Raw genomic sequence first — 18,619 nt, forward strand, 5'->3', positions numbered from 1 at the left:
GTGTAGGGGTGGGCCGGGGCGGCGAGGACTTCTTCGGTGGGGCCCGTCTCGCAGAGGCGTCCGAGGTAGAGCACTGCGATGTCGTCGCTGACCGAGCGGACGGCACCGAGATCGTGCGAGATGAACAGGGTCGCCAGGCCTTCGCGCTCGGTCAGGTCCCGCAGCAGGTTCAGGATCACGGCCTGCGCCGACACGTCGAGTGCCGAGACCGCCTCGTCGGCGATCAGGACTCTGGGACGGGCGGCCAGGACGCGGGCGATGGCGACGCGCTGGGCCTGGCCTCCGGACAGTTGGGACGGCTTGCGGTCGGCGAACAGTGCGGGCGGCAGGCCCACCGCCGTCAGGTGCGAGGCGACCCGGGCGTCACGATCATGGTTCTGGGAGTGGTGGGCGTCCAGCGGCTCGGCGACGATGTCGCGGACCCGGCGACGCGGGTTCAGCGACGACAGCGGATCCTGGAAGACCATCTGTAGCCGCGGTCTGAGTTCCCGCAGGCGCCGGGGGCTCAGGGCGGCCAGGTCCACGCCGTCGAGTTCGACGGTGCCGGCGGTCGGTGCCGGCAGCCGCAGAAGGGCTTTGGCGATGCTGCTCTTGCCCGAACCGGATTCGCCGACCAGGGCCAGGCACCGACGGTCGCTGAGCTCCAGGCTCACCCCGCTGACCGCGTGCAGCGGCCCGGAACGGGTGCGGTGCACGACCTGGAGTCCGGTCGCGCGCAGGACGGTCGTCATGAACAGCTCTCCTCGGCGGGGATCAGGGGACGATGACAGGCGGCGGTATGGCTGTCGGAGACCCGGACCAGCGGCGGCGCTTCGGCCGAGCACAGTGCCTCGGCCCGGTCGCAGCGGGACGCGAACGGGCAGCCGGGAGCGTTGGACGCCGGGTCCGGCGGTGATCCCGCGATCGTTGGCAGGGTCCTGATCAGCGGGCCGGTGACGCGCGGCACCGAGCGCAGCAGCGCCGCGGTGTAGGGGTGGACCGGGGCGGCGGTGACGTCCTCGGTGCGGCCGGTCTCCACGATCCGTCCGGCGTACATCACCGCGATCCGGCGCGCGCGGCCGGACAGCAGGCCGATGTCGTGGGTGATGAGCAGGACGCCGAGGCCGCGCTCGACGCGGTGCCGGTCCAGCAGGTCCAGGACGGTGCGCTGCACGGTCACGTCCAGCGCGGTGGTCGGCTCGTCGGCCAGCAGCAGCCGCGGCTCCCCGGCCAGCGCGGCGGCGATGCCGGCCCGCTGGCGCAGGCCGCCGGACAGTTCGTGCGGCCAGGCCCGGGCCCTGCGTTCGGGGTCCGGGACGTCCACGGACTGCAGGAGCCGGGCCGCCAGCGCGCGCCGTTGCCCGCGAGGCAGCCGCTGCCGGTTGGTCACCGCCTCGACAATCTGCTCGCCCACCCGGACCACCGGGTTGAGCGAGGTCATCGGGTCCTGATGGACCATGGCGATCCCGGTGCCCAGCACCGCGGCCCGGCGCCTGGGCGGGGCGCTCAGCAGGTCTTCGCCGTCCAGCCGGACCCGGCCGGTGGTCTCGACGCGGTCGGTGCGGCCGTGCACGCCCAGGACGGTGCGGGCCAGGAACGACTTCCCGGAGCCGGATTCGCCGACGACGCCGAGGCATTCCCCGGCCTCGATCGTGAGGTCGACGTCCCGCAGGATGCGCAGAGCGCGGCCGTCCGGGGTGTGGATCAGGGTGCTGAGCGACTCCACGCTCAGCAGGGGCGGCGTGGCGTTGCTCGAAGTGGCGGTGGCCGCGGTAGCAATAGTCGCGCCAGCGATAGTCCCGCCAGCGGTGGTCCAGGCGTCGGTCATCGGGCCGGGCCTCCCTTCTGGTCGGCCGAGCGCAGCCGCTCGCCGAGGTAGTTGGCGGCCAGCACGGTCAGGCACAGCGCAGCGGCCGGGGCCAGCGAGATCCACGGCGCGCTGCCCAGCGTCGTGCGGCCCTCGGCGATGATGCCGCCCCACGACGGGGCCGGCGGCCGCAGACCGAACCCGAGGAAGCTCAGGGAGCCCTCGGCCACGATGGCGACCGTCGTGGCGGTGAAGGCGAACGCGGCGGCCGCGGCGGCGACGTGCGGCACGATCTCGCGGCGCAGGATGCGCCAGGGCGAGGTGCCGATCATCCGCGCGGCGACCACGAAGCCGCGGTCGGCCAGCGACAGCACCACGGCCCGCACCACGCGGCTGAACGAGGGCACCGTGAACAGCCCGATGAGCGAGCCGATCACCGGCAGGCTCGGTCCGCGCAGCGACACCGCGATCATCACCATGATCAGGGCCGGTACCGACATCAGCAGCTCGGTGGCGAAGCCGATGATCCGGTCGGTCCAGCCGCCGAACCAGCCGGCCGCCAGGCCCAGCGTCCCGCCCAGGACCAGCCCGACGAGCACCGTGAGCGCGGCGACCGCGAAGGAGGCGCGGGCGCCGGCGATGGTGCGGGCCAGGACGTCGCGGCCGTCGGCGTCGGTACCGAGCCAGTGGCCCGCTCCGGGCGGCGCGGCGGGGTGGGCGAAGTCGCCGCGCAGCGGGTCGAGCCCGGGCAGCAGCGGGGCGGCGAGGACGGCCAGGAGCACCAGCGCGAGCCAGCCCACGGCGATCAGGACGCTGATGGGGATCCGGCGGTTCCGGCGGTTCCGGCGGCCGAGACCGACCGGCGGCCCGCTCGGGTTTGTGGCGCCGGATTCCGTGGCGGGCAGGTCGAGGTCAGCGGTGCTCATGGGCGATCCTGGGGTCGAGGCGGCGGTAGAACAGGTCCACCAGGACGGTGGCGCCGACGACGCCGACGGCGCTGAGCACCACGACGGCCTGCACGACGGGGAAGTCACGGCCGGCGATGGCGACCGCGGCGAGGTTCCCGACACCGGGCACCGCGAACAAGGTCTCCACGAGCACCGAGCCGCCCAGCGACATGCCCAGTCCGATGCCGATCAGCGTCACCAGCGGCAGGGCCGAGGGCCGCAGCGCGCGCCGTACCAGCAGCCGGCGCGTGGCCATGCCGCGGGCCCGCGCCGCCGCTATGTAGGTCTGGTCAAGAGTGCCGATCAGCTGCGCTCGCAGGGTACGCAGATACACGGCGGCCTCGGTCAGGCCGAGGGTCAGGGCCGGCAGCACGAGATCCTTGAGGTTCTGCGCCGGATCCTGGCCGAACCGGACCCAGCCGGTCGCCGGCAGGATCCGCAGCTGCACGGCGGCGACCCAGATCAGCACCAGACCGAGTACGAACCCCGGCACGGCCAGCCACAGGAACGCCCCGGCGGTCGCGATCCGGTCCAGCAGGCCGCCGGGCCGCCAGGCCGAGGCGAGCGCCAGCGGCACGGCGATCGCCAGCGCCACCAGTTGTGCGGCCAGGAACAGCTCCAGCGTGACCGGGATCCGCTCCCCGAGTTCGGTGGCGACCGGCACGCCGGTGCTCAGCGAGGTGCCGAAGTCGCCGTGCGCCGCGCCGCCGAGCCAGTGCAGCGCGCCGCTGAGCACGTTCTGGCCGGCGCCGATCCGCCGGTCGTAGGCGGCGATCTGGTCGGGGGTGGCGGTCGGGCCGAGCGCGGCGAGCGCCGCGGAGCCCGGCATCACGTGCGGCAGCGCGGCCGCGGCCAGCACGACGGCCAGCAGGACCCCGACGGCGCGGCCCGCCCGGCCCGCGCCGGGAAGCCGGAGCCTCACTTGCCCACCCACAGCTGGGTCGGCGAGACGTTGATCGTGGTCATGTGCGACAGGTCCGGCAGCCCGCCGACCTTCGCCGAGGCGATGAAGCCGGTCGCGGTCTGGGTGAGGAACAGGGTGGGCGCGTCGGCCACGATCTGGGCCGCGGCCTTGTTGTAGGCGGCGCCGCGGACGGCCGGGTCCAGGGCGGCGCGGCCGGTGGCGATACTTTGGTCGACCTCAGGGTTCGAATAGCCGACGAAGTTCATCGGGGACTTGCTGCCGAACATCTCCGCGATGGCGGTGTCGGCGTCGCCGTACAGGCTGGTGACGAAGTCCATGACCTGGAACTGGTGTTGGTAGAGCAGGGTGCCCCAGGTGGCCTGGTCGACCGGCTTGATGGTCATGGCGATGCCGGCGTCGCCGAGCATCTGCTGCAGCAGGGTGGCGCGCTGCTGGGACTGCGGGTCGTTGGTGACGATGTACTGGAAGGAGACCTTCTTGCCGCCCAACAGTTGCTTGGCCTTGGCGGTGTCGAAGGCCGGGTAGGAGGCTGCCGCGCTGTGGTACGGCGAGGTGGCGCCGATCGGGCCGTCGGAAACCCGGCCCTGGCCGAGGTCTACGACCTTTTCCAGCGCGGAGCGGTCGATCGCGGCTTGCAGCGCCTGGCGGACCCTGGGGTCGTCGAACGGCGCCTGCTTGGTGTTGATGAGGATGGTCGAGGTGCCGCCGAGACCGGTGTCGACCTGCAGACCGTCGGCGCGAGCCTGCTTGAGCAGCGCCGGGGTCTCATTCCAGACCAGGTCCTCATCGCCGGAGCGGACGCTGGCCGCGCGGCTGTCGGCGTCGGTCAGCACCTTGTAGACGATCTTGTCGGCGTGGCCCTTGGTGCCCCAGTAGTCCGGGTTGCGGACCACGGTGGCGGAGACTCCGGCCTGCACTTCGCTGACGGTGTAGGGCCCTGATCCGATGGCCGTCGTGGAGCCGGCCGGGACCTTGGCGATGTAGCCCAGGGCCCGCGTGAACATGTTGGGGAAGGCGGCGTCCGGCGTCTTGAGGGTGAAGGTCACCTCGGTCGGGCCGGTCGCGGTCATGGCTCCGATGGCCGCGGCGTCCACGGCGCAGGAGCACTTGGCGGCCGGATCGCTGAGCCGGTGGATGTGGTCGATGACGGCCTGGGCGTCCAGCGCGCTGCCGTCGCTGAACTTCACGCCGTCGCGCAGCTGGAGCGTCCAGGTCTTCGCATCCCCGCTCGGAGTGAACGACTTGGCCAGGTACGGGGTGACGCCGCCCTTGGCGTCGTTGACCATCAGCGGGTCGAAGACGGCGTCGGCGAGGATCAGCAGCGGCTGGGACATCAGCGAGCCGTCGGTCGGGTCGATCTTCGCGAACGGCCGGTCCAGGCCGATGCGCAGGGTTCCGCCGTCGACCGGCTGGGCGGCGGCGGTCGAGGTACGGCCGGCCGAGCCGGCCGAGCCGGCCGACCCGGACACGGCATTGTCAGAGGTCGTGCAAGCGGAGGCGGCCAGGAAGACGCCCGCGGTGCAGGCCGCGACGGCCCAGGCGGTGCGACGTGAGTGCGTCATGGGTCCTCTTCGGTTCGAGTGTGGTTCGCGTCGATGGGGGGCGGGGGTGTGACGGGCTCAGGCCCGCGGGCAGCGGTGGCCGCAGCGATACAGCGGGTCGGCGGTGTCGAAGGGCACGTCCGCGCGGGACTCCTCGACGGCGCGCTGGGACCGGGGCAGATCGAACGGCAGGACGCCCGGCGGCACTGCGCGGCCGGTGAGCACGTCCAGCGCGAGGTCGTCGTCGGCGCCGAAGCCGCCGGCCAGGACGGTCGCGAACTCCGCGATCGGAGTCAGCACGGCCGGCCGGTCGAGGTAGACCTCCACGGCGAGCGGGACGCGCTCGGCGATGGTCCGCAGCCGGTCGATCTCCTCGGCCGGGAATTCCAGGGAGCCGGCGTGGAAGGCCGATTCGAGCAGGCCTTCCCGCTTGTCGTAGGGCGCTTTGAGCCGGACGAGTGCGAGGTCTGCGTCCTCGGGCGCCGATACGATCTCGCCGTACCCGGCGGCGATCACCGGATCGATGTTCTCGACGTAGATCCGCGCCGGAGCGACCGGAGCGGCCGCGCTCTTCAAGCCGACCAGCGATCGGGCCTGGACGCGGCGGCCCAGCTCGCGTCCGCGGGAGGCCCCGACGAGCTTCGCCGCCGCGTCGACGTCCACATAGGGGTTCTCGAATAGACCGAGCCGGAACTTGTCCCTCAGGATCCTGCGCACCGCTTCGTCGATCCGCTCGGCCGGGACCGCGCCGGAGCTCACGGCGGCCAGGACCAGGCCGGGGTCGGACTCGCCGCCGAGCTGGTCGGCGCCGGCGTTGAGCACCAGTGCGGTCTTCGCCACGTCATCGAGGTCTTCGACACCCCAGTCGCGCGGCGGCAGGGACACCACACCGGGGATCTCCATACCGGTGACGACGTTGAAGTCGGTGCACACCACGCCGTCGAAGCCGAACCGGCCGCGCAGCAGGCCGGTCAGCAGCTCCCGGTTGAAGCTCGCGCCGACTTCCCGGACGCCGATGCCGCGCGCGATGGAGTAGCACGTCATCACCTGCGCGGACCCCGCGGCGAGCGCGGCGTCGAAGGGCCGCAGGTGGTGCTCGAACATGCCGCCGGGGTAGACGGCGTCCCGGCCGTAGGCGAAGTGCGGGTCCTCGCCGCCGGCTTGTGGACCGTTGCCGGGGAAGTGCTTCACCATGCACGCGACGCTGTCCGGGCCGATGCCCGTGCCGCCCTGCATGCCGGCGATGTAGGCCTCGATCATGCGGACCGCGCGGTCGGCGTCCTCGCCGAAGGTGCCGCTGATCCGGGCCCAGCGCGGTTCGGTGGCCAGGTCCGCCATCGGGTGGAACGCCACCCTGATACCGACCGCGCGCAGTTCGGCGGAGGCCATGGCGGCGAACTCGCGGACCAGATCCGGGTCGTCGGTCGCGGCCAGCCCGATCGGTTCGGGACCGGCGCTGAAGCCGCCGCCGCTGTGCGCGGTGGCCGGGTTCGACGCCCAGCCGTGGCGCGGGTCCGAGGACAGGGTGACGGGGATGCCGAGCCTGGTGGCTGCCGCCAGGTCCTGCACGTGGTTGTTCCAGGTGGCCATCGTCACCGGGTCCGGTACCGCCATCATCGCGAAGTGCGTGATGCCGCGCTCGCTGATCAGCTCCTCGCTGCTCGGGAACAGATCGCCCGGGAGGTCGCCGATCGGTCCGGCGGTCATCCGGCTGTGGCAGATCAGCGCGGCCTTCTCCGGCAGCGTCATCCGGTCCAGCAGATCCGTGACCCGGTCCTCGACCGGCAGCTCAGGGTTCTTATAGGGAAGCATCGTTGTCAGCCCCGTCCGGCCTCGGCCTTGGCGCGGAAGGCCTGCAGGGTCTCCGGTTCGACGCCGCAGTGGGTCAGGAAGCCCTCGGCGTCGCCGAAGCGTTCGGCGACCAGCCGCAGGAACTCGGCGATGGCGCCGGCGGGTGCTTGCAGGATCACTTCGGGGATGTCCATCGTCTCGGTGTTCAGGGCCTGGGCATGGGGGCGTTCGGCCAGCCGGGCGAAGATGGCCGGCAGCGCCTCGGCGGTGCGGGTGTAGTCCTCGACGACGCCCTGGTCCGGGACCCCGAGCAGGCTCAGCAGCAGCGCCGTCATCAGGCCCGTGCGGTCCTTGCCGGCCGCGCAGTGGATCAGCACGCCGCCGGGCCGGGCCGCCGCGCGCACCGCCACCGCCAGCGCCTGCGGCGAGGACTGCGCCATATCGAGATAGAAGGCGCCGAGGTCGGCGGCGTCGCGCAGTTCGCCCGCCCAGCGCTGGGAGATCTCGAACCCGGTGTCCAGCGGGGTCCGGACGATTTCGACGCCGGGCTCGGGCCGTCCCCAGTCGCCGTCCAGGCACTCGTCGGGGCCGCGCAGGTCGATCACCGTGGTGATCCCGTTCTCCGCCAGCGTCTTCTGCGGCGCGGCCGAGGGGCCGTCGTAGGGCTGCGCGGAGCGGAACAGGACGCCGGGGCGGGCGTGAACGGCGCCGGGATCGGCGGCCGCCGCCGCGTCGCGGAAGTTGATCAGGGTGGACATAAGGGCCTTTCACCAAGGGGCTGACGGCAACGGCACCAAGATCCCGTTGAAGACATCTAGATGTCTAGATGTAAGCTGTGAATCATGAATCCCCAGTCGGCGACACTTCAGCGAACGGCCGGTGAACTCCCCCGCGCCAGACGCCGAGCTGAACTCCCCCGCCCCGGGCGCCGAGTTCGCGGCGCGGCCGGGAATCCGTAGGATGCCGCCCGTGTCGAACCGCCGAAACAGCGCACCGATGTACCTGCAGTTGGCGCGACAGCTCCAGGACCGCATCGACTCCGGAAGCCTGCCGCCGAGCTCCCGCCTGCCGAGCGAGCCGGAGCTGTCGGCGGAGTTCGGCGTCAACCGGCTGACGGTCCGGCAGGCCGTCGCGGAACTGGACCGGGCCGGCTCGGTGGAGATCCGGCGCGGCATCGGCACCTTCGTGCGCAAGCCGGTGGTCCGCGCCGTGATCCGCGTCGACCCCGACAGCGCCCAGGTCCGCATCGGCAGCCTGCCGGTCCCGCTGGCGATCCAGGGCATGCGCCGGGCCGAGGAGCTGGTCGTGGAGTCCGCGATCGCCCCGGACGGCCTGCTCGACCAGCGCGTAGCCGGCCAGCTGGAGCACGCCGCCGCCGACCTCAGCCGCTTCGAGACCCTGGTCTGGCTTGAGGACCAGCCCTGGTGCGTGAACTCCTACTGGCTGCCGACCGGGCGACTCCCGGCCGGCTTCGGCCCCGTCGGCGAGCCCATCGACATGGCGGCGGCCATCACCGAGGCCTTCGGATTCGAGCTCGAATCCGACTGGCGCGCGTTCAGCGCCGTGGCCGCCGACATCGCCGACGCCGAGCGCCTGGACCTGGCGACCGGCAGCCCGCTGCTCGTCCGCGAAGGGGTGAACTGCACCCCGGACGGCGAGACCGTGATGTATGTGCGACGCCGGATCAAGGGCGAGAACGCGAGCTTCGTGCTGGACTACCGCGGACGGTTCGATCCGGCCAGGAAGATCTGAGCCCGGCCGCGACAACGCGGGTACTGGCCCGCTCGCCGGCCGGGTTCCCGGTCCGCGAGGTGGTCGATCTCGCCGGGCAGGCGGCGACGGCACTGGCGGCGACGCACGCCAGGAACGTGGTGCACCGAGATCTGAAACCGGCCAATCTGTTCCGGCTCACTGACGGGCGGTTGAAGATCTGCGATTTCGGGCTTGCCCGCGGCATGCTGGCGGCACCGATCGGGATCCACAGAAGTCCTGAATCCTCTTTCCATAACCGCCCCCCTCGCCGGACGACCCTTCAATCGGCACGCCGGGTATGCGTCGCAGACCGAGCCGGCGCAGCGTCGTTGCCGGCGGTACGGCGGCCATAGCCGCTGCCGCCGTCGCAGGAACGAATCTTCTCGGCGGTCACGGCAACGCGACGCCTCCACCGGGTGGCGCACCTCATCCCTGGTTCACCCTGGCCGGCCACAACAGTGCGGTGATGAACCTCGCGTTCAGCCCGGACGGCAAGACCTTTGCCAGCGGCGGCGATGATCTCGTCCGGCTGTGGCAGCTCGACTGAGCAGGTCCTTCTTGTCGCGCTGGGATCACGTCCAGGTCACACGGGCGACGGCTCGGCCTGCGGAGCCGCGGGCTGCGCGGCGTACGCCTCAGCGACGTCGGCCCGGTTGAAGATCCGCCACGTGCCGGCCGCGACCAGTACCGCCACCACGAACGCCACCCAGTACGGCGCCGTCAGCCCGAACTTCGCGGCGACCACGCCGCCGAGCAGCGCGCCGACGCAGTTGCCGCCGGCGGCGATGAACAGGTTGGTGCTGGCGACCCGGCCGTACATGTCCGGCGGGGTCAGACGCTGGCGCAGGGAGTTGCCGACGATGGACCACAGTGCGCCGTGGACGCCGAAGGCGAACAGGAAGGCGCCGACGACGTAGGAGTTGAGCGAGGTTGCCAGGACCAGGTGCAGTGCCGCCTCGATCAGCAGACCGATGCGGATGGTCCAGGTCGCCGTCACCTTCTTGATCAGCCAGTCGCCGACGGCCGAGCCCAGGATGGATCCGGCCGCCATCACGGTGAACAGCAGGCCGTAGCCGACCGAGCCCAGGTGCAGGCGGTCCTTGGCGAGCAGCACCAGGATGGCCATCGCCGCGGTCAGGGTGACGTTGAGCAGGCCGATCAGCACGGCCATCGTCCGCAGGATGCGTTGCCTCACCAGCCAGACGAACCCCTCGGCCATCTCCGCCCAGACAACGCGGAGCGGGTGCGGCCGGGGGGCATCGCGGCCGGGCTCTCCGGCCTGGCCCGGTTCCGCAACGGCGACCGTGACTGCGGCTGCGGCTGCGGACTCGGACTCGGACGCCTTGGGCGTGACGCGATAGGAGCCGGCGATCATCGTGATCAGGATGGCGCTGACGGCGTAGGTGCCGGAATTGGCCCAGAACGGGATGCTCGCCGCGGCGACGAACAGGAAGGCGCCGAGCGGCCCGGCGATCATGTTCTGCATGATCGTCACGCCGCCGATCAGCCACCCGTTGGCCCGCTCCAGCCCCTCGCGCGGCACCACCGCCGGGATCATCGCCTGGCTGGCGGTCCGGAACACGATCTCACCGGTGTTGATGAGGAACAGGACGGCGTAGATCACTGCGATATCCGCGTGACCGACACTGATCGCGAACGCCAAGGCGCCCATCAGCACCACCCGCGCCCAGTCGACCGCGATCATCACCTTGCGCCGGTCCACCCGGTCCACCAGCACCCCGCCGGGCAGCGCGAACAGCAGCCACGGCAGCCACGCGACCCCCTGGGCGGCGGAGATCACCAGCGGGCTGGAGGTGCGCGACGCGATCAGCAGCGGGGTGGCGACCGTGGCCAGGCCGACGCCCAGCGCCGAGGCGGTGCCGGCGAACCACAGCTTCGCGAAGGGTGCGCCGAGCGGTTCCTTCCTCATCTTGCCCCCCGTGGTGAGTGAAGTCGGTCTGTCGTGACGGCTGGCGGTCAGCGGCATCCCACCGGTTCGCAGATTACCCGCGCCGGGGTGACCAGCCCGGGATGATCTCGCTGAGCGGACAGGCTGGCGCTCTGGCGTGATGTCCACTTTTCCGGGCGGAATCGCCCCGTATCAGTGCCCGTAGTCCCTGAGACTTCCGCGGCGCATTGACAGGGTTCGAATATCCTTCTATTTTCCGAGGAATCAGGCTCTGTCCGCGATATCGGCGGCAGGGCCTGAAGGGGGACGCCTTGTCAGGAATACGCCACCCGGCCACGTCACCACGCGGCCGAAACTCGCCACCTGAAAGGACCACTATGGCAATATCCGGATACCGCGTCGGCCTGGCCTGTCTGGCCGCGGCCGGCTCGGTGACCCTCGCCGCGACCCTGGCCGGCCCCGCCTCGGCCGCCGCCACCGCGCCCCGCGCGAGCTTCCCGCACTACGACCACGCCCGGCACGCCGACCAGATCTGGGGCGGCTACGCGGACACCGGCGCGCGGTTCACCTCCATCAGCGGTTCGTGGACGGTGCCCACGCTCAACTGCTCCTCGGTGCCGGACAGCTCGGTCTCGCCGTGGATCGGCATCGACGGCTTCAACTCCGACACGGTCGAGCAGATCGGCTTCGACCAGGACTGTCAGGGCGGCGTGGCCGGATACTACCCGTGGGTGGAGATGTACCCGGCGGATTCCATCTACTTCACCGAGACCGTGAAGGCCGGCGACCACATCACCGCCACGGTGTCGGTGAGCGGCAGCTCCTGGACCCTGACCGAGAAGGACACGACCCGCGGCTGGTCGAAGACGTTCCACGAGACCGGCAGCGACAAGCTCTCCTCGGCCGAGGCGATCGTCGAGGACCTGGGCAACGGCATCCAGCCGGTGGCCCCCTTCAGCGCGATCACCTTCACCGGCCTCACCGCCGACGGCAAGTCCCTGGCGAGCGCGGGGACGGTCAACTCGACCGACATCGAGCGCGGCAACACGCCGCTGACGAAGAACTCCTCGCTGTCCGGCGGCACCTTCAAGCTCAGCTGGCTTCATTCCTGAGGCTCGCCGCTGATCCCCTTTCGGCAATGCGGTCTGCGCTGACCAGCATGCCGAGCAGGTGCGCAAACACGCCGCCTTCCTCGACGTCCGCGCCGCTCACGCCCCGGGACCGGTCGGCGACCGGCCCCGGGGCCACGCCGGCAAGCTCCGGCGTCCGCCGCCACTCTGGGTCCTTCACCATCGAGTACTGACATACTGGCTGTCCGGGGTACCCGGCGCGGTCATGTACGCGCCCCAGGCAATACGTGAGGCTGAGGCAAATCATGGAGATCGACCTGGACTCCGCAGTGTCTTTCGTCGCCACGCATGCCCGGGTCATTGAACGACGCCGTTTGCAGTTCCTGCTCGATGGCGGCTCCCCGGCGGGCGTCTTGGCCGCACTGGATGCCTATCGAAACCCCGACGGGGGCTACGGATGGGGGCTGGAGCCGGACCAGCGTTCGTCCACGAGCCAGCCGGTCGCCGCCATGCATGCGCTGGAGGTACTCGCCGCGGTCCGCGACGACAGTGACCGCGCGATGCAGATCTGCGACTGGCTCGCCGCGCACACCCTGCCCGACGGCGGCATCGCGTTCGGTCTCCCGCACGCTGACACAGCGGGCTGCGCCCCGCACTGGACCGGCGCCGACACAGAGAAGTCATCGCTGCAGATGACGGCACAGCTCGCAGCCCAGGCCCACCGACTCGCGCGGCACCGCAAAGACATCGCAGAGCACCCGTGGCTGGTCCGAGCCACCAGCTTCTGCCTGGACTCGATCGACCGGATCGACAAGGCCCCGCACCCCTACGAACTGATGTTCGTGTTCCTCTTCCTCGATGCCGTCGCCGACCACGACCCCCGGGCCGACCGGTTGTTCGATCGCGTTCAACGATTCGTGGTCACCGACGGTCCGATCTCGGTGCCCGAGGCGGAAGGCGAGGTACTGCACCTGCTGGACTTCAGCGCGTACGCCGGCTCCCGATCCCGCTCGCTCTTCGACCAGGCCGCGATCACCGCCGACCTGCACCGCTTGGCGTCCCAGCAGCAGCCTGACGGCGGATGGCAGGTCACCTTCCCCGCCTCTTCCCCTGCCGCCGCTCTGGAATGGCGCGGATGCGCGACCGCGCAAGCCGTCGCAACGCTCCGAGGTGCCGCGCTATGACCCCGCGGATAGGGCAGTGATCTCGCCGGTCCCCTCTGGCGATGGTGACGTCAGGATCCTGCGGTTGCCGCGTGCCCCGGCGAAGACCCCGGCCGTGTCGAACAAATCCCCGGCGTCGGCACCGGCCAGCAGTAGCGCCAGATGGAACCGGCTGCGCGCCCCGTACTTCTCCATCAGGTCCGCGACCGTGTAAGTGATGGTGCGCCGGCTCAGGCCCAGCTGCTCGGCCACCGTCTGGTCGGTGCAGCCCTCGGCGAGCAGAGTCACCACGGCGCGCTCCCTGGCTGACAGCCCCGCCGGCCATCGCATCGGCTCGGCCGCCTGCCCCCACAATCGCTGGTACATCTCGACCAGGGCGCGCACCAGCGGCTTGGCAGTGATCTGCCAGACCCCTCTCAGCGGATCCTCCGGGTCGACCGGCGTCATGACGATCGCCCGGTCGATGATGACCATCTTGGCCGGCAGGGCCGGCAGGATCCGATGTTCGGAGCCGGCGGCGATCAGGCGCACGTCATGGTCCGACGGGGCCGACCCCAGCCAGCGCGTACGCACATCCGGCGGCACCGGGAGCGTCCCCAGCACCGGACGCTGGGACGACTCGGGAACCATGACCAGCCGCTCGCTGCGTTTGACGGAGACGATCTCGGCGAACCGGGCCACCACGGCATCGGCCCCGAACAGCGGGCACACACCGCGCCCGGCCCGCAGCGACTTCAGCCACGCCACCTCAGACATCGCCGGCCACCCCCTGACGTCCCACCCGGTGAATCCGCGTCCCGCCCCGTGAATCCGCATCCTGCCCCAGGAAACCGAGCGGCGCCAACGCGGGGCGGACACCGTTGCGACTTTGCGCAACAACGAGGCGGCAGTGATGCGCGCGCCCCGCTGCGCCCCGCATGGTTCCTTTCATCCGCCAATCCCGAAAGGACACCGCATGAACTACGACCTGCGCACCCTGGCCGACCGCGCCGAGCTGCACGACCTGCTCCTGCATTTGGGCCGGGCCTTGGACGAGCACCGCTTCCACGACCTGAAAAACGTTCTGGCACAGGACGCCACCGGCACGACCCGCAACGGCACCGGCTCCGGCCGCGACGTTCTGATCGCACAGATCGAGGCCGGCAACAAGGACCACACCCGCCTGCTCCACCGGTTCAGCAGCGTGCTGATCGAGGTCGACGGCGACACCGCGACGATCCGCGCTTACATCACCGCCCTGTCCGGCCACGCCGACAGTCTCGTGCCGACTTCCCGGCGCTACGGGCTGGCCCGCAACAAGGCCGTCCGGACGCCCGACGGTTGGCGGATCAGCGAGCTGAACGTCGAGCCGGTGTTCGTGGTGGGGCAATAACGCTGGGACCCTGCTGTAGCCGTCACGCCAGGCTGGTCTCACCTCTCCACGTCAGATGCCAAGGAGGCGAGGTGGGACCACGGCAGGCTCCCGAAACCACGGGAACTCACCGCACCGCCGCAAGGCGCGGGTCACCCGCGCGCCGCTCTACGGTTGCGGGCTCCTGGGGCCATTTCTATGGTTGCCATCTGGTGGATGTCGCACCCCGACGCTGGGGCTGTAGCTCAGGTGGTAGAGCGCTCACGTGTTCGCACGGGAGAGGTCTGAGGTTCGACCCCTCACAGCTCCACGAACGACCGAGCGGCTGGCGCGCGCCCGGAGGAGGAGACGGTGGCGGGACCGCTGGACTGGTCGTTGCTGGGCGGCGTCGTGCCGCTTGCGCTGCTCGGCGGAGCTGCCGTCTCGGGGGTTCTGCTGCTGGCCGACCGCGGTCGTGCGTGGTGGCGGTGGAAGGTGCCGTCGGCGGCGGCCCTGGGGGTGGTCGCGGGGATCCTGACCGGGGTGATCGTCGATGACTGGTGGCATCCTTTCCCCGATCGTCTGCCGGTCGGTGTGCTGGTGTGGGTCGGCCTGGCGGTGTCCGCGGTCGCGTTGGTGCCGCTGCGTTTCGCGGGCCTGGGGTGGAAGGGCCGCGTCGGCGCGTGCTGCGGCGCTGTGGTCGTGGTCCTGGCGGCGTCGTCGCAGGTCAACCGGCACTACCAGTACTATCCGACGCTGCGGGCGGCTTTGGGGCCGTGGATCGGGTCGTACACGGACTTCGCCAAGGTCAGCGGCGACAGGCATGGTCCGCTCATCGTCGCACCGGCCGGCAAGATGCTGGCCGATGTCTGGTCCCCGCCGGCCGGGCTGCCCGTCAAGGGCACGGTGTCCCAGGTCAGGATCCCGCCGACGGTGTCCCACTTCGGCGCGCGTGGCGCCTGGGTCTACTTGCCGCCGGCTTATCAGGCCTCGCCGCGTCCTCAGTTGCCGCTGCTGGTGCTGATCGCCGGGCAGCCTGGTTCGCCGCGGGACTGGATCGACTCCCTCGGGTTGAAGCGGATCATGGACGCGTACGCCGTGGCGCATAAGGGTCTGGCCCCGGTCGTCGTGGTGCCGGACGTGCTCGGTTCGCAGTTCGCGAACCCGTTGTGCCTGAACTCCAAGCTCGGCGACGTCCAGACGTACCTCACCACCGATGTGCCGGCCTGGGTGCGGGCGAACTTGCAGGTGGTGCCGTCGGAACGGGGTTGGACGATCGGCGGCTACTCCTTCGGCGGAACGTGTTCGCTGCAACTGGCCGTTCAGGATCCGGCGCTGTATCCGTCCTTCCTCGACATGTCCGGCCAGAGCGAGCCGACTCTGGGTTCTCGGAGCGAGACCGTCAAGGCGGCGTTCGGGGGGAATGCCGCGGCCTTCAGCGCGGTCAATCCGCTGGATGTCCTGAAGACCAAGAAGTTCCCGCAGGTGGCCGGCGTGATCCTGGTCGGGGCATCGGACGGCACGTACGGCCCGCAGCAGCGTCAGGTCTTCGCGGCCTGTCAGCAAGCCGGGATGAAGGTGAGCTACGTCGAGGTGCCCGGCGGCCACTCGTTCGACACCTGGCGGGTGGGACTGGCGCGCGAACTGCCCTGGATCGCGGAACAGAACGGATTGGCGCGCCCATGACCACCGAGACGAAGGCCAGGCCGGCGGCCGCCGAGCCGCCATTGCCCAAGCCCGTGCCGCAGGCCCGGCAGAGCCGGCCCGCCCGGCTCCTGCAAGCGGCGCGGTCCGCCCTGGCGTTCGCGCTCAAGGCGCCGATGACGCTGGGGTTCGTCGTCCTGCTGCTCGGCATCGCCCTGGTCACCAGGACCACCGGAACGGACATCGACGACACGCTGCTGCGCCGCGTCGGCACCGGGGCGGCGGCGCTGGCCGACGGCCGCTGGTGGACACCTGTGACCTACACCTTCTGGTGCGTCAGCCCGACAGCGCTGCTGGCGACCGTGGTACTGGCCTTGGTGCTCCTCGCTCCGGCCGAGCACCGACTGGGCAGGGCGGCCACTGCCGGTTTGTTCGCGCTGTGCCAGATCGGCGGGGCCCTGGCCGGGGCCGGTCTCATCGAACTGGGTTCCCGGGGCGGCGATCTGTGGCTCAGCGACGCTCGCACCGACGTGGGCGTCGGGCCCAGCGTCGGCATCGTCGGAGTCGGGCTGGCCCTGAGCGCGACGCTGACCGCGCTGTGGCGGCGCCGGTTGCGCCTGGTGCTCATCACCGGCGCGCTGCTGTTCCCGCTCTACGACGGGTGGGGCCACGACGTCATGCTGCTGTGCGGGGCGGTGATCGGTTTGCTCGCCGGGGTACTGGTGTGGGGCCGTGCGCGCCGCCGTCGCGAGCGGGGACCGTCACCGACCGCGCCGGACATCGGCGACGCTGATACCGGCGACACGGATACCGGCGAGGCCGCCGACGGTCCGGACGCGGGTGCGTCCCGGGGCCTTGACGGCGGGCGGCTCCGGCGCGTCAACATCACCTCCCACGCCGAGACCCGGGTACTCGTCGCGCTGTTCGTCGCGGCCACGGCGCTGGGCTCGCTGCTGGCCTGGCTGTCCAACTCGACCTCCGGGCCGCTGGCGCTGTACAACGAGCTGTTCGTCGGTCAGGGCCCGAGCGCCAGTGACATCGCCACGACGTGCGCGGGTGCGGCAGCCACCGCCAGCGAATGCCTCCAGATCCGGGCCGAGGACCTGCTCGCCGGCAGCCCCGCGGCGCTGGTGCTCTTCGTCCCCGCGCTGCTCCTGCTGATCGTGGCCGAAGGGCTGCGCCGCGGCCGCCGGATCGCCTGGGGCGCCGCGCTGGTCCTGGAGGCCGGGTTCGCGGTGGTCATCTGGCGCTACACCGCCTACATCGTGCTGCCGACCCTGGATGCCAGCGCACCGGACGCGACCGAACTCCACCGGTTCGTCATCCGCTATTCGGTCCTGCTGGCGGTGATCCCCGCGGTCGCGATCGTCGTCCTGCTGCTGACCCGCGGGCACTTCAACGTCCGCGCACCGCGCTGGACGCTGCTCAAGCTGGCCGGCGTGGCCGCGCTGACCTTCGTGGTGGCCGGCGCGTGCTACATCAAGTTCGGCTACGACGCCAGCGACCAGTTCACCCCCGAGCCGACGTTCGGCCAAGTCGTCGCCGACTTCCCCAAGCGATTGCTGCCCCCGGCTTACCTGGGCCCGCTGAACGTCCCGGACGCGGCCTTCATCCCCGAGGGCGGAGTGGCCAAGGCGCTGTACGAATACACCGGACCCGTGTTCTGGGTGATCACCCTCGGCGGCCTCCTGCTGAGCTTTTGGCGGTCCACGGCCAAGACCAAGGAAGGGGCGGAGACGGACGCCGGGAACCTGCTGGCCGAGTACGGCGGGTCCACCTTGTCCTACATGACGACCTGGCCCGGCCACGCGTACTGGATCAGCGCCGACGGCACAGCGGCCGTCGCCTACCGCGTGATCGGCAACATCGCCCTGACCACCGGCGGCCCCTACGGCGAGCCGGCCGCGCGGGCCGCGGCCGTCGGCGCCTTCGCCGAATACTGCGACGGCGAAGGCTGGTCGCCGTGCTTCTACAGCGTCACCGCACCGGCCAAGGAAGCCGCCGACGCACTGGGCTGGAGCAGCGTCCAAGTCGCCGAGGACACTGTGTTGTCACTGCCGGGGCTGGAGTTCAAGGGCAAGAAATGGCAGGACGTGCGGACCGCGTTGAACAAGGCCTCACGCGCCGACATCACCGCCCAGTGGTACACCTTCCCGACGGCCCCGCTGGCGATTCAGGAGCAGATCAGGGCCCTGTCGGAGGAGTGGGTCGCGGACAAGGGGCTGCCGGAGATGGGCTTCACCCTGGGCGGCCTGGACGAACTCGACGACCCCCTGGTCCGGTGCCTGGTGGCGGTGGACGGCAAAGGGCGGCTGCACGGCGTCACCAGTTGGCTGCCATCCTTCGAGCAGGCCGCGCCGGTCGGCTGGACACTGGACTTCATGCGGCGCAGCGCCGACGGGTTCAGCGGCGTGATGGAGTTCCTGATCGCCTCGGCGGCGCTGGGTTTCCAGCAGGAGGGCGCCCGGTTCATGAGCCTGTCGGGGGCGCCGCTGGCCCGCGTGGACCGGGGATCACAACCGGAGGGGCTCCAGCGGTTCCTGGACGTCGCCGGACGGGCCATGGAGCCGGTCTACGGATTCCGGTCGCTGCTGGCGTTCAAGGCCAAGTTCCAGCCGGAATACCAGCCCATGTACATGCTCTATCCCGATCCCGCAACGCTGCCGGCGATCGGGAACGCGATCGGCCGGGCCTACCTGCCGCACACCACCCCCGGGCAGCTGATACGGCTCAGCCGCAAGCTGGTCGGCTGACGCCACCG

The 18,619-nt window shown here is 71.0% G+C and carries 18 protein-coding genes and 1 tRNA gene; 9 read left to right on the forward strand and 10 right to left on the reverse strand.

What is annotated here, in order from left to right:
* The 7 genes from KGQ19_RS32310 to KGQ19_RS32340 all read right to left on the reverse strand — a co-directional run.
* Window positions 1–731 (reverse strand): ABC transporter ATP-binding protein (locus KGQ19_RS32310; RefSeq protein ID WP_212016290.1); only part of this gene is annotated, 731 nt, incomplete at its 3' end.
* A complete protein-coding gene (locus KGQ19_RS32315; protein ID WP_212016292.1) occupies window positions 728–1,807 on the reverse strand; it encodes an ABC transporter ATP-binding protein in 1,080 nt (359 codons plus the stop codon). The genes KGQ19_RS32315 and KGQ19_RS32310, both read right to left, overlap by 4 nt.
* A complete protein-coding gene (locus tag KGQ19_RS32320) occupies window positions 1,804–2,712 on the reverse strand; it encodes an ABC transporter permease (protein ID WP_212016293.1) in 909 nt (302 codons plus the stop codon). The genes KGQ19_RS32315 and KGQ19_RS32320 overlap by 4 nt, the downstream gene beginning before the upstream one ends.
* A complete protein-coding gene (locus KGQ19_RS32325) occupies window positions 2,699–3,655 on the reverse strand; it encodes an ABC transporter permease (RefSeq protein WP_212016295.1) in 957 nt (318 codons plus the stop codon). Before KGQ19_RS32325 ends, KGQ19_RS32320 begins: the two co-directional genes overlap by 14 nt.
* Window positions 3,652–5,220 (reverse strand): ABC transporter substrate-binding protein, encoded by a 1,569-nt coding sequence (locus tag KGQ19_RS32330; RefSeq protein ID WP_212016298.1) that lies wholly within the window; start codon window positions 5,218–5,220, stop codon window positions 3,652–3,654. The genes KGQ19_RS32325 and KGQ19_RS32330 overlap by 4 nt, the downstream gene beginning before the upstream one ends.
* 57 nt (window positions 5,221–5,277) lie before the next feature.
* A complete protein-coding gene (locus KGQ19_RS32335; protein WP_212016300.1) occupies window positions 5,278–7,011 on the reverse strand; it encodes a glycoside hydrolase family 3 protein in 1,734 nt (577 codons plus the stop codon).
* 5 nt (window positions 7,012–7,016) lie between these two features.
* Entirely contained in the window at window positions 7,017–7,748 is a 732-nt protein-coding gene (locus KGQ19_RS32340; protein WP_212016302.1) for a tyrosine-protein phosphatase, read from the reverse strand.
* A 211-nt stretch (window positions 7,749–7,959) separates the two neighbouring features.
* Between KGQ19_RS32340 and KGQ19_RS32345 the strand changes: the two genes are divergently transcribed.
* The 3 genes from KGQ19_RS32345 to KGQ19_RS32355 are packed head-to-tail and all read left to right on the forward strand — an operon-like array spanning window position 7,960 to window position 9,289.
* Complete coding sequence (locus KGQ19_RS32345; protein WP_212016304.1) at window positions 7,960–8,742, forward strand: GntR family transcriptional regulator; 783 nt, start codon at window positions 7,960–7,962, stop codon at window positions 8,740–8,742.
* Window positions 8,743–8,765: 23 nt separating this feature from the next.
* A complete protein-coding gene (locus KGQ19_RS53500) occupies window positions 8,766–9,095 on the forward strand; it encodes a protein kinase domain-containing protein (RefSeq protein ID WP_438801888.1) in 330 nt (109 codons plus the stop codon).
* Complete coding sequence (locus tag KGQ19_RS32355; protein WP_212016327.1) at window positions 9,041–9,289, forward strand: WD40 repeat domain-containing protein; 249 nt, start codon at window positions 9,041–9,043, stop codon at window positions 9,287–9,289. Before KGQ19_RS53500 ends, KGQ19_RS32355 begins: the two co-directional genes overlap by 55 nt.
* 36 nt (window positions 9,290–9,325) lie before the next feature.
* Here the strand turns inward: KGQ19_RS32355 and KGQ19_RS32360 are convergent, their stop codons facing one another.
* A complete protein-coding gene (locus KGQ19_RS32360; RefSeq protein WP_212016329.1) occupies window positions 9,326–10,672 on the reverse strand; it encodes an MFS transporter in 1,347 nt (448 codons plus the stop codon).
* A gap of 356 nt (window positions 10,673–11,028) precedes the next feature.
* Here KGQ19_RS32360 and KGQ19_RS32365 point away from each other — a divergent pair, with 356 nt between their 5' ends.
* Window positions 11,029–11,763, forward strand: coding sequence for a G1 family glutamic endopeptidase (locus KGQ19_RS32365; RefSeq protein WP_212016331.1), 735 nt, complete (start codon window positions 11,029–11,031; stop codon window positions 11,761–11,763).
* On the opposite strand, the gene KGQ19_RS32370 is transcribed toward KGQ19_RS32365, so the two are convergent.
* Complete coding sequence (locus tag KGQ19_RS32370) at window positions 11,744–11,944, reverse strand: hypothetical protein (RefSeq protein ID WP_212016333.1); 201 nt, start codon at window positions 11,942–11,944, stop codon at window positions 11,744–11,746. The two genes, KGQ19_RS32365 and KGQ19_RS32370, sit on opposite strands and share 20 nt — an antisense overlap.
* Window positions 11,945–12,026: 82 nt before the next feature.
* On the opposite strand from KGQ19_RS32370, the gene KGQ19_RS32375 reads away from it, so the two are divergent.
* Window positions 12,027–12,905, forward strand: a complete 879-nt coding sequence (locus KGQ19_RS32375; RefSeq protein WP_212016335.1) for a hypothetical protein — start codon at window positions 12,027–12,029, stop codon at window positions 12,903–12,905.
* Here the strand turns inward: KGQ19_RS32375 and KGQ19_RS32380 are convergent.
* A complete protein-coding gene (locus tag KGQ19_RS32380; protein WP_212016337.1) occupies window positions 12,900–13,640 on the reverse strand; it encodes a helix-turn-helix transcriptional regulator in 741 nt (246 codons plus the stop codon). The genes KGQ19_RS32375 and KGQ19_RS32380 overlap by 6 nt on opposite strands.
* A gap of 199 nt (window positions 13,641–13,839) precedes the next feature.
* On the opposite strand from KGQ19_RS32380, the gene KGQ19_RS32385 reads away from it, so the two are divergent.
* From KGQ19_RS32385 to KGQ19_RS32400, 4 genes are all read left to right on the forward strand, one after another.
* The gene (locus KGQ19_RS32385) at window positions 13,840–14,256 is read left to right on the forward strand and encodes a nuclear transport factor 2 family protein (protein WP_212016339.1); all 417 of its coding nucleotides are present in this window, start codon (window positions 13,840–13,842) and stop codon (window positions 14,254–14,256) included.
* A gap of 213 nt (window positions 14,257–14,469) precedes the next feature.
* Window positions 14,470–14,545: transfer RNA gene (locus KGQ19_RS32390), tRNA-OTHER, on the forward strand.
* A gap of 41 nt (window positions 14,546–14,586) precedes the next feature.
* Window positions 14,587–15,900 (forward strand): alpha/beta hydrolase, encoded by a 1,314-nt coding sequence (locus KGQ19_RS52165; RefSeq protein WP_212016341.1) that lies wholly within the window; start codon window positions 14,587–14,589, stop codon window positions 15,898–15,900.
* Window positions 15,897–18,611: a phosphatidylglycerol lysyltransferase domain-containing protein gene (locus KGQ19_RS32400; RefSeq protein WP_212016343.1), complete on the forward strand. Its 2,715-nt coding sequence runs from the start codon at window positions 15,897–15,899 to the stop codon at window positions 18,609–18,611. Before KGQ19_RS52165 ends, KGQ19_RS32400 begins: the two co-directional genes overlap by 4 nt.
* The last annotated feature ends 8 nt before the right edge of the window (window positions 18,612–18,619 follow it).

The sequence above is a fragment of the Catenulispora pinistramenti genome (assembly GCF_018274385.1).
In the GTDB taxonomy this organism is placed as follows: Bacteria; Actinomycetota; Actinomycetes; order Streptomycetales; family Catenulisporaceae; genus Catenulispora; species Catenulispora pinistramenti.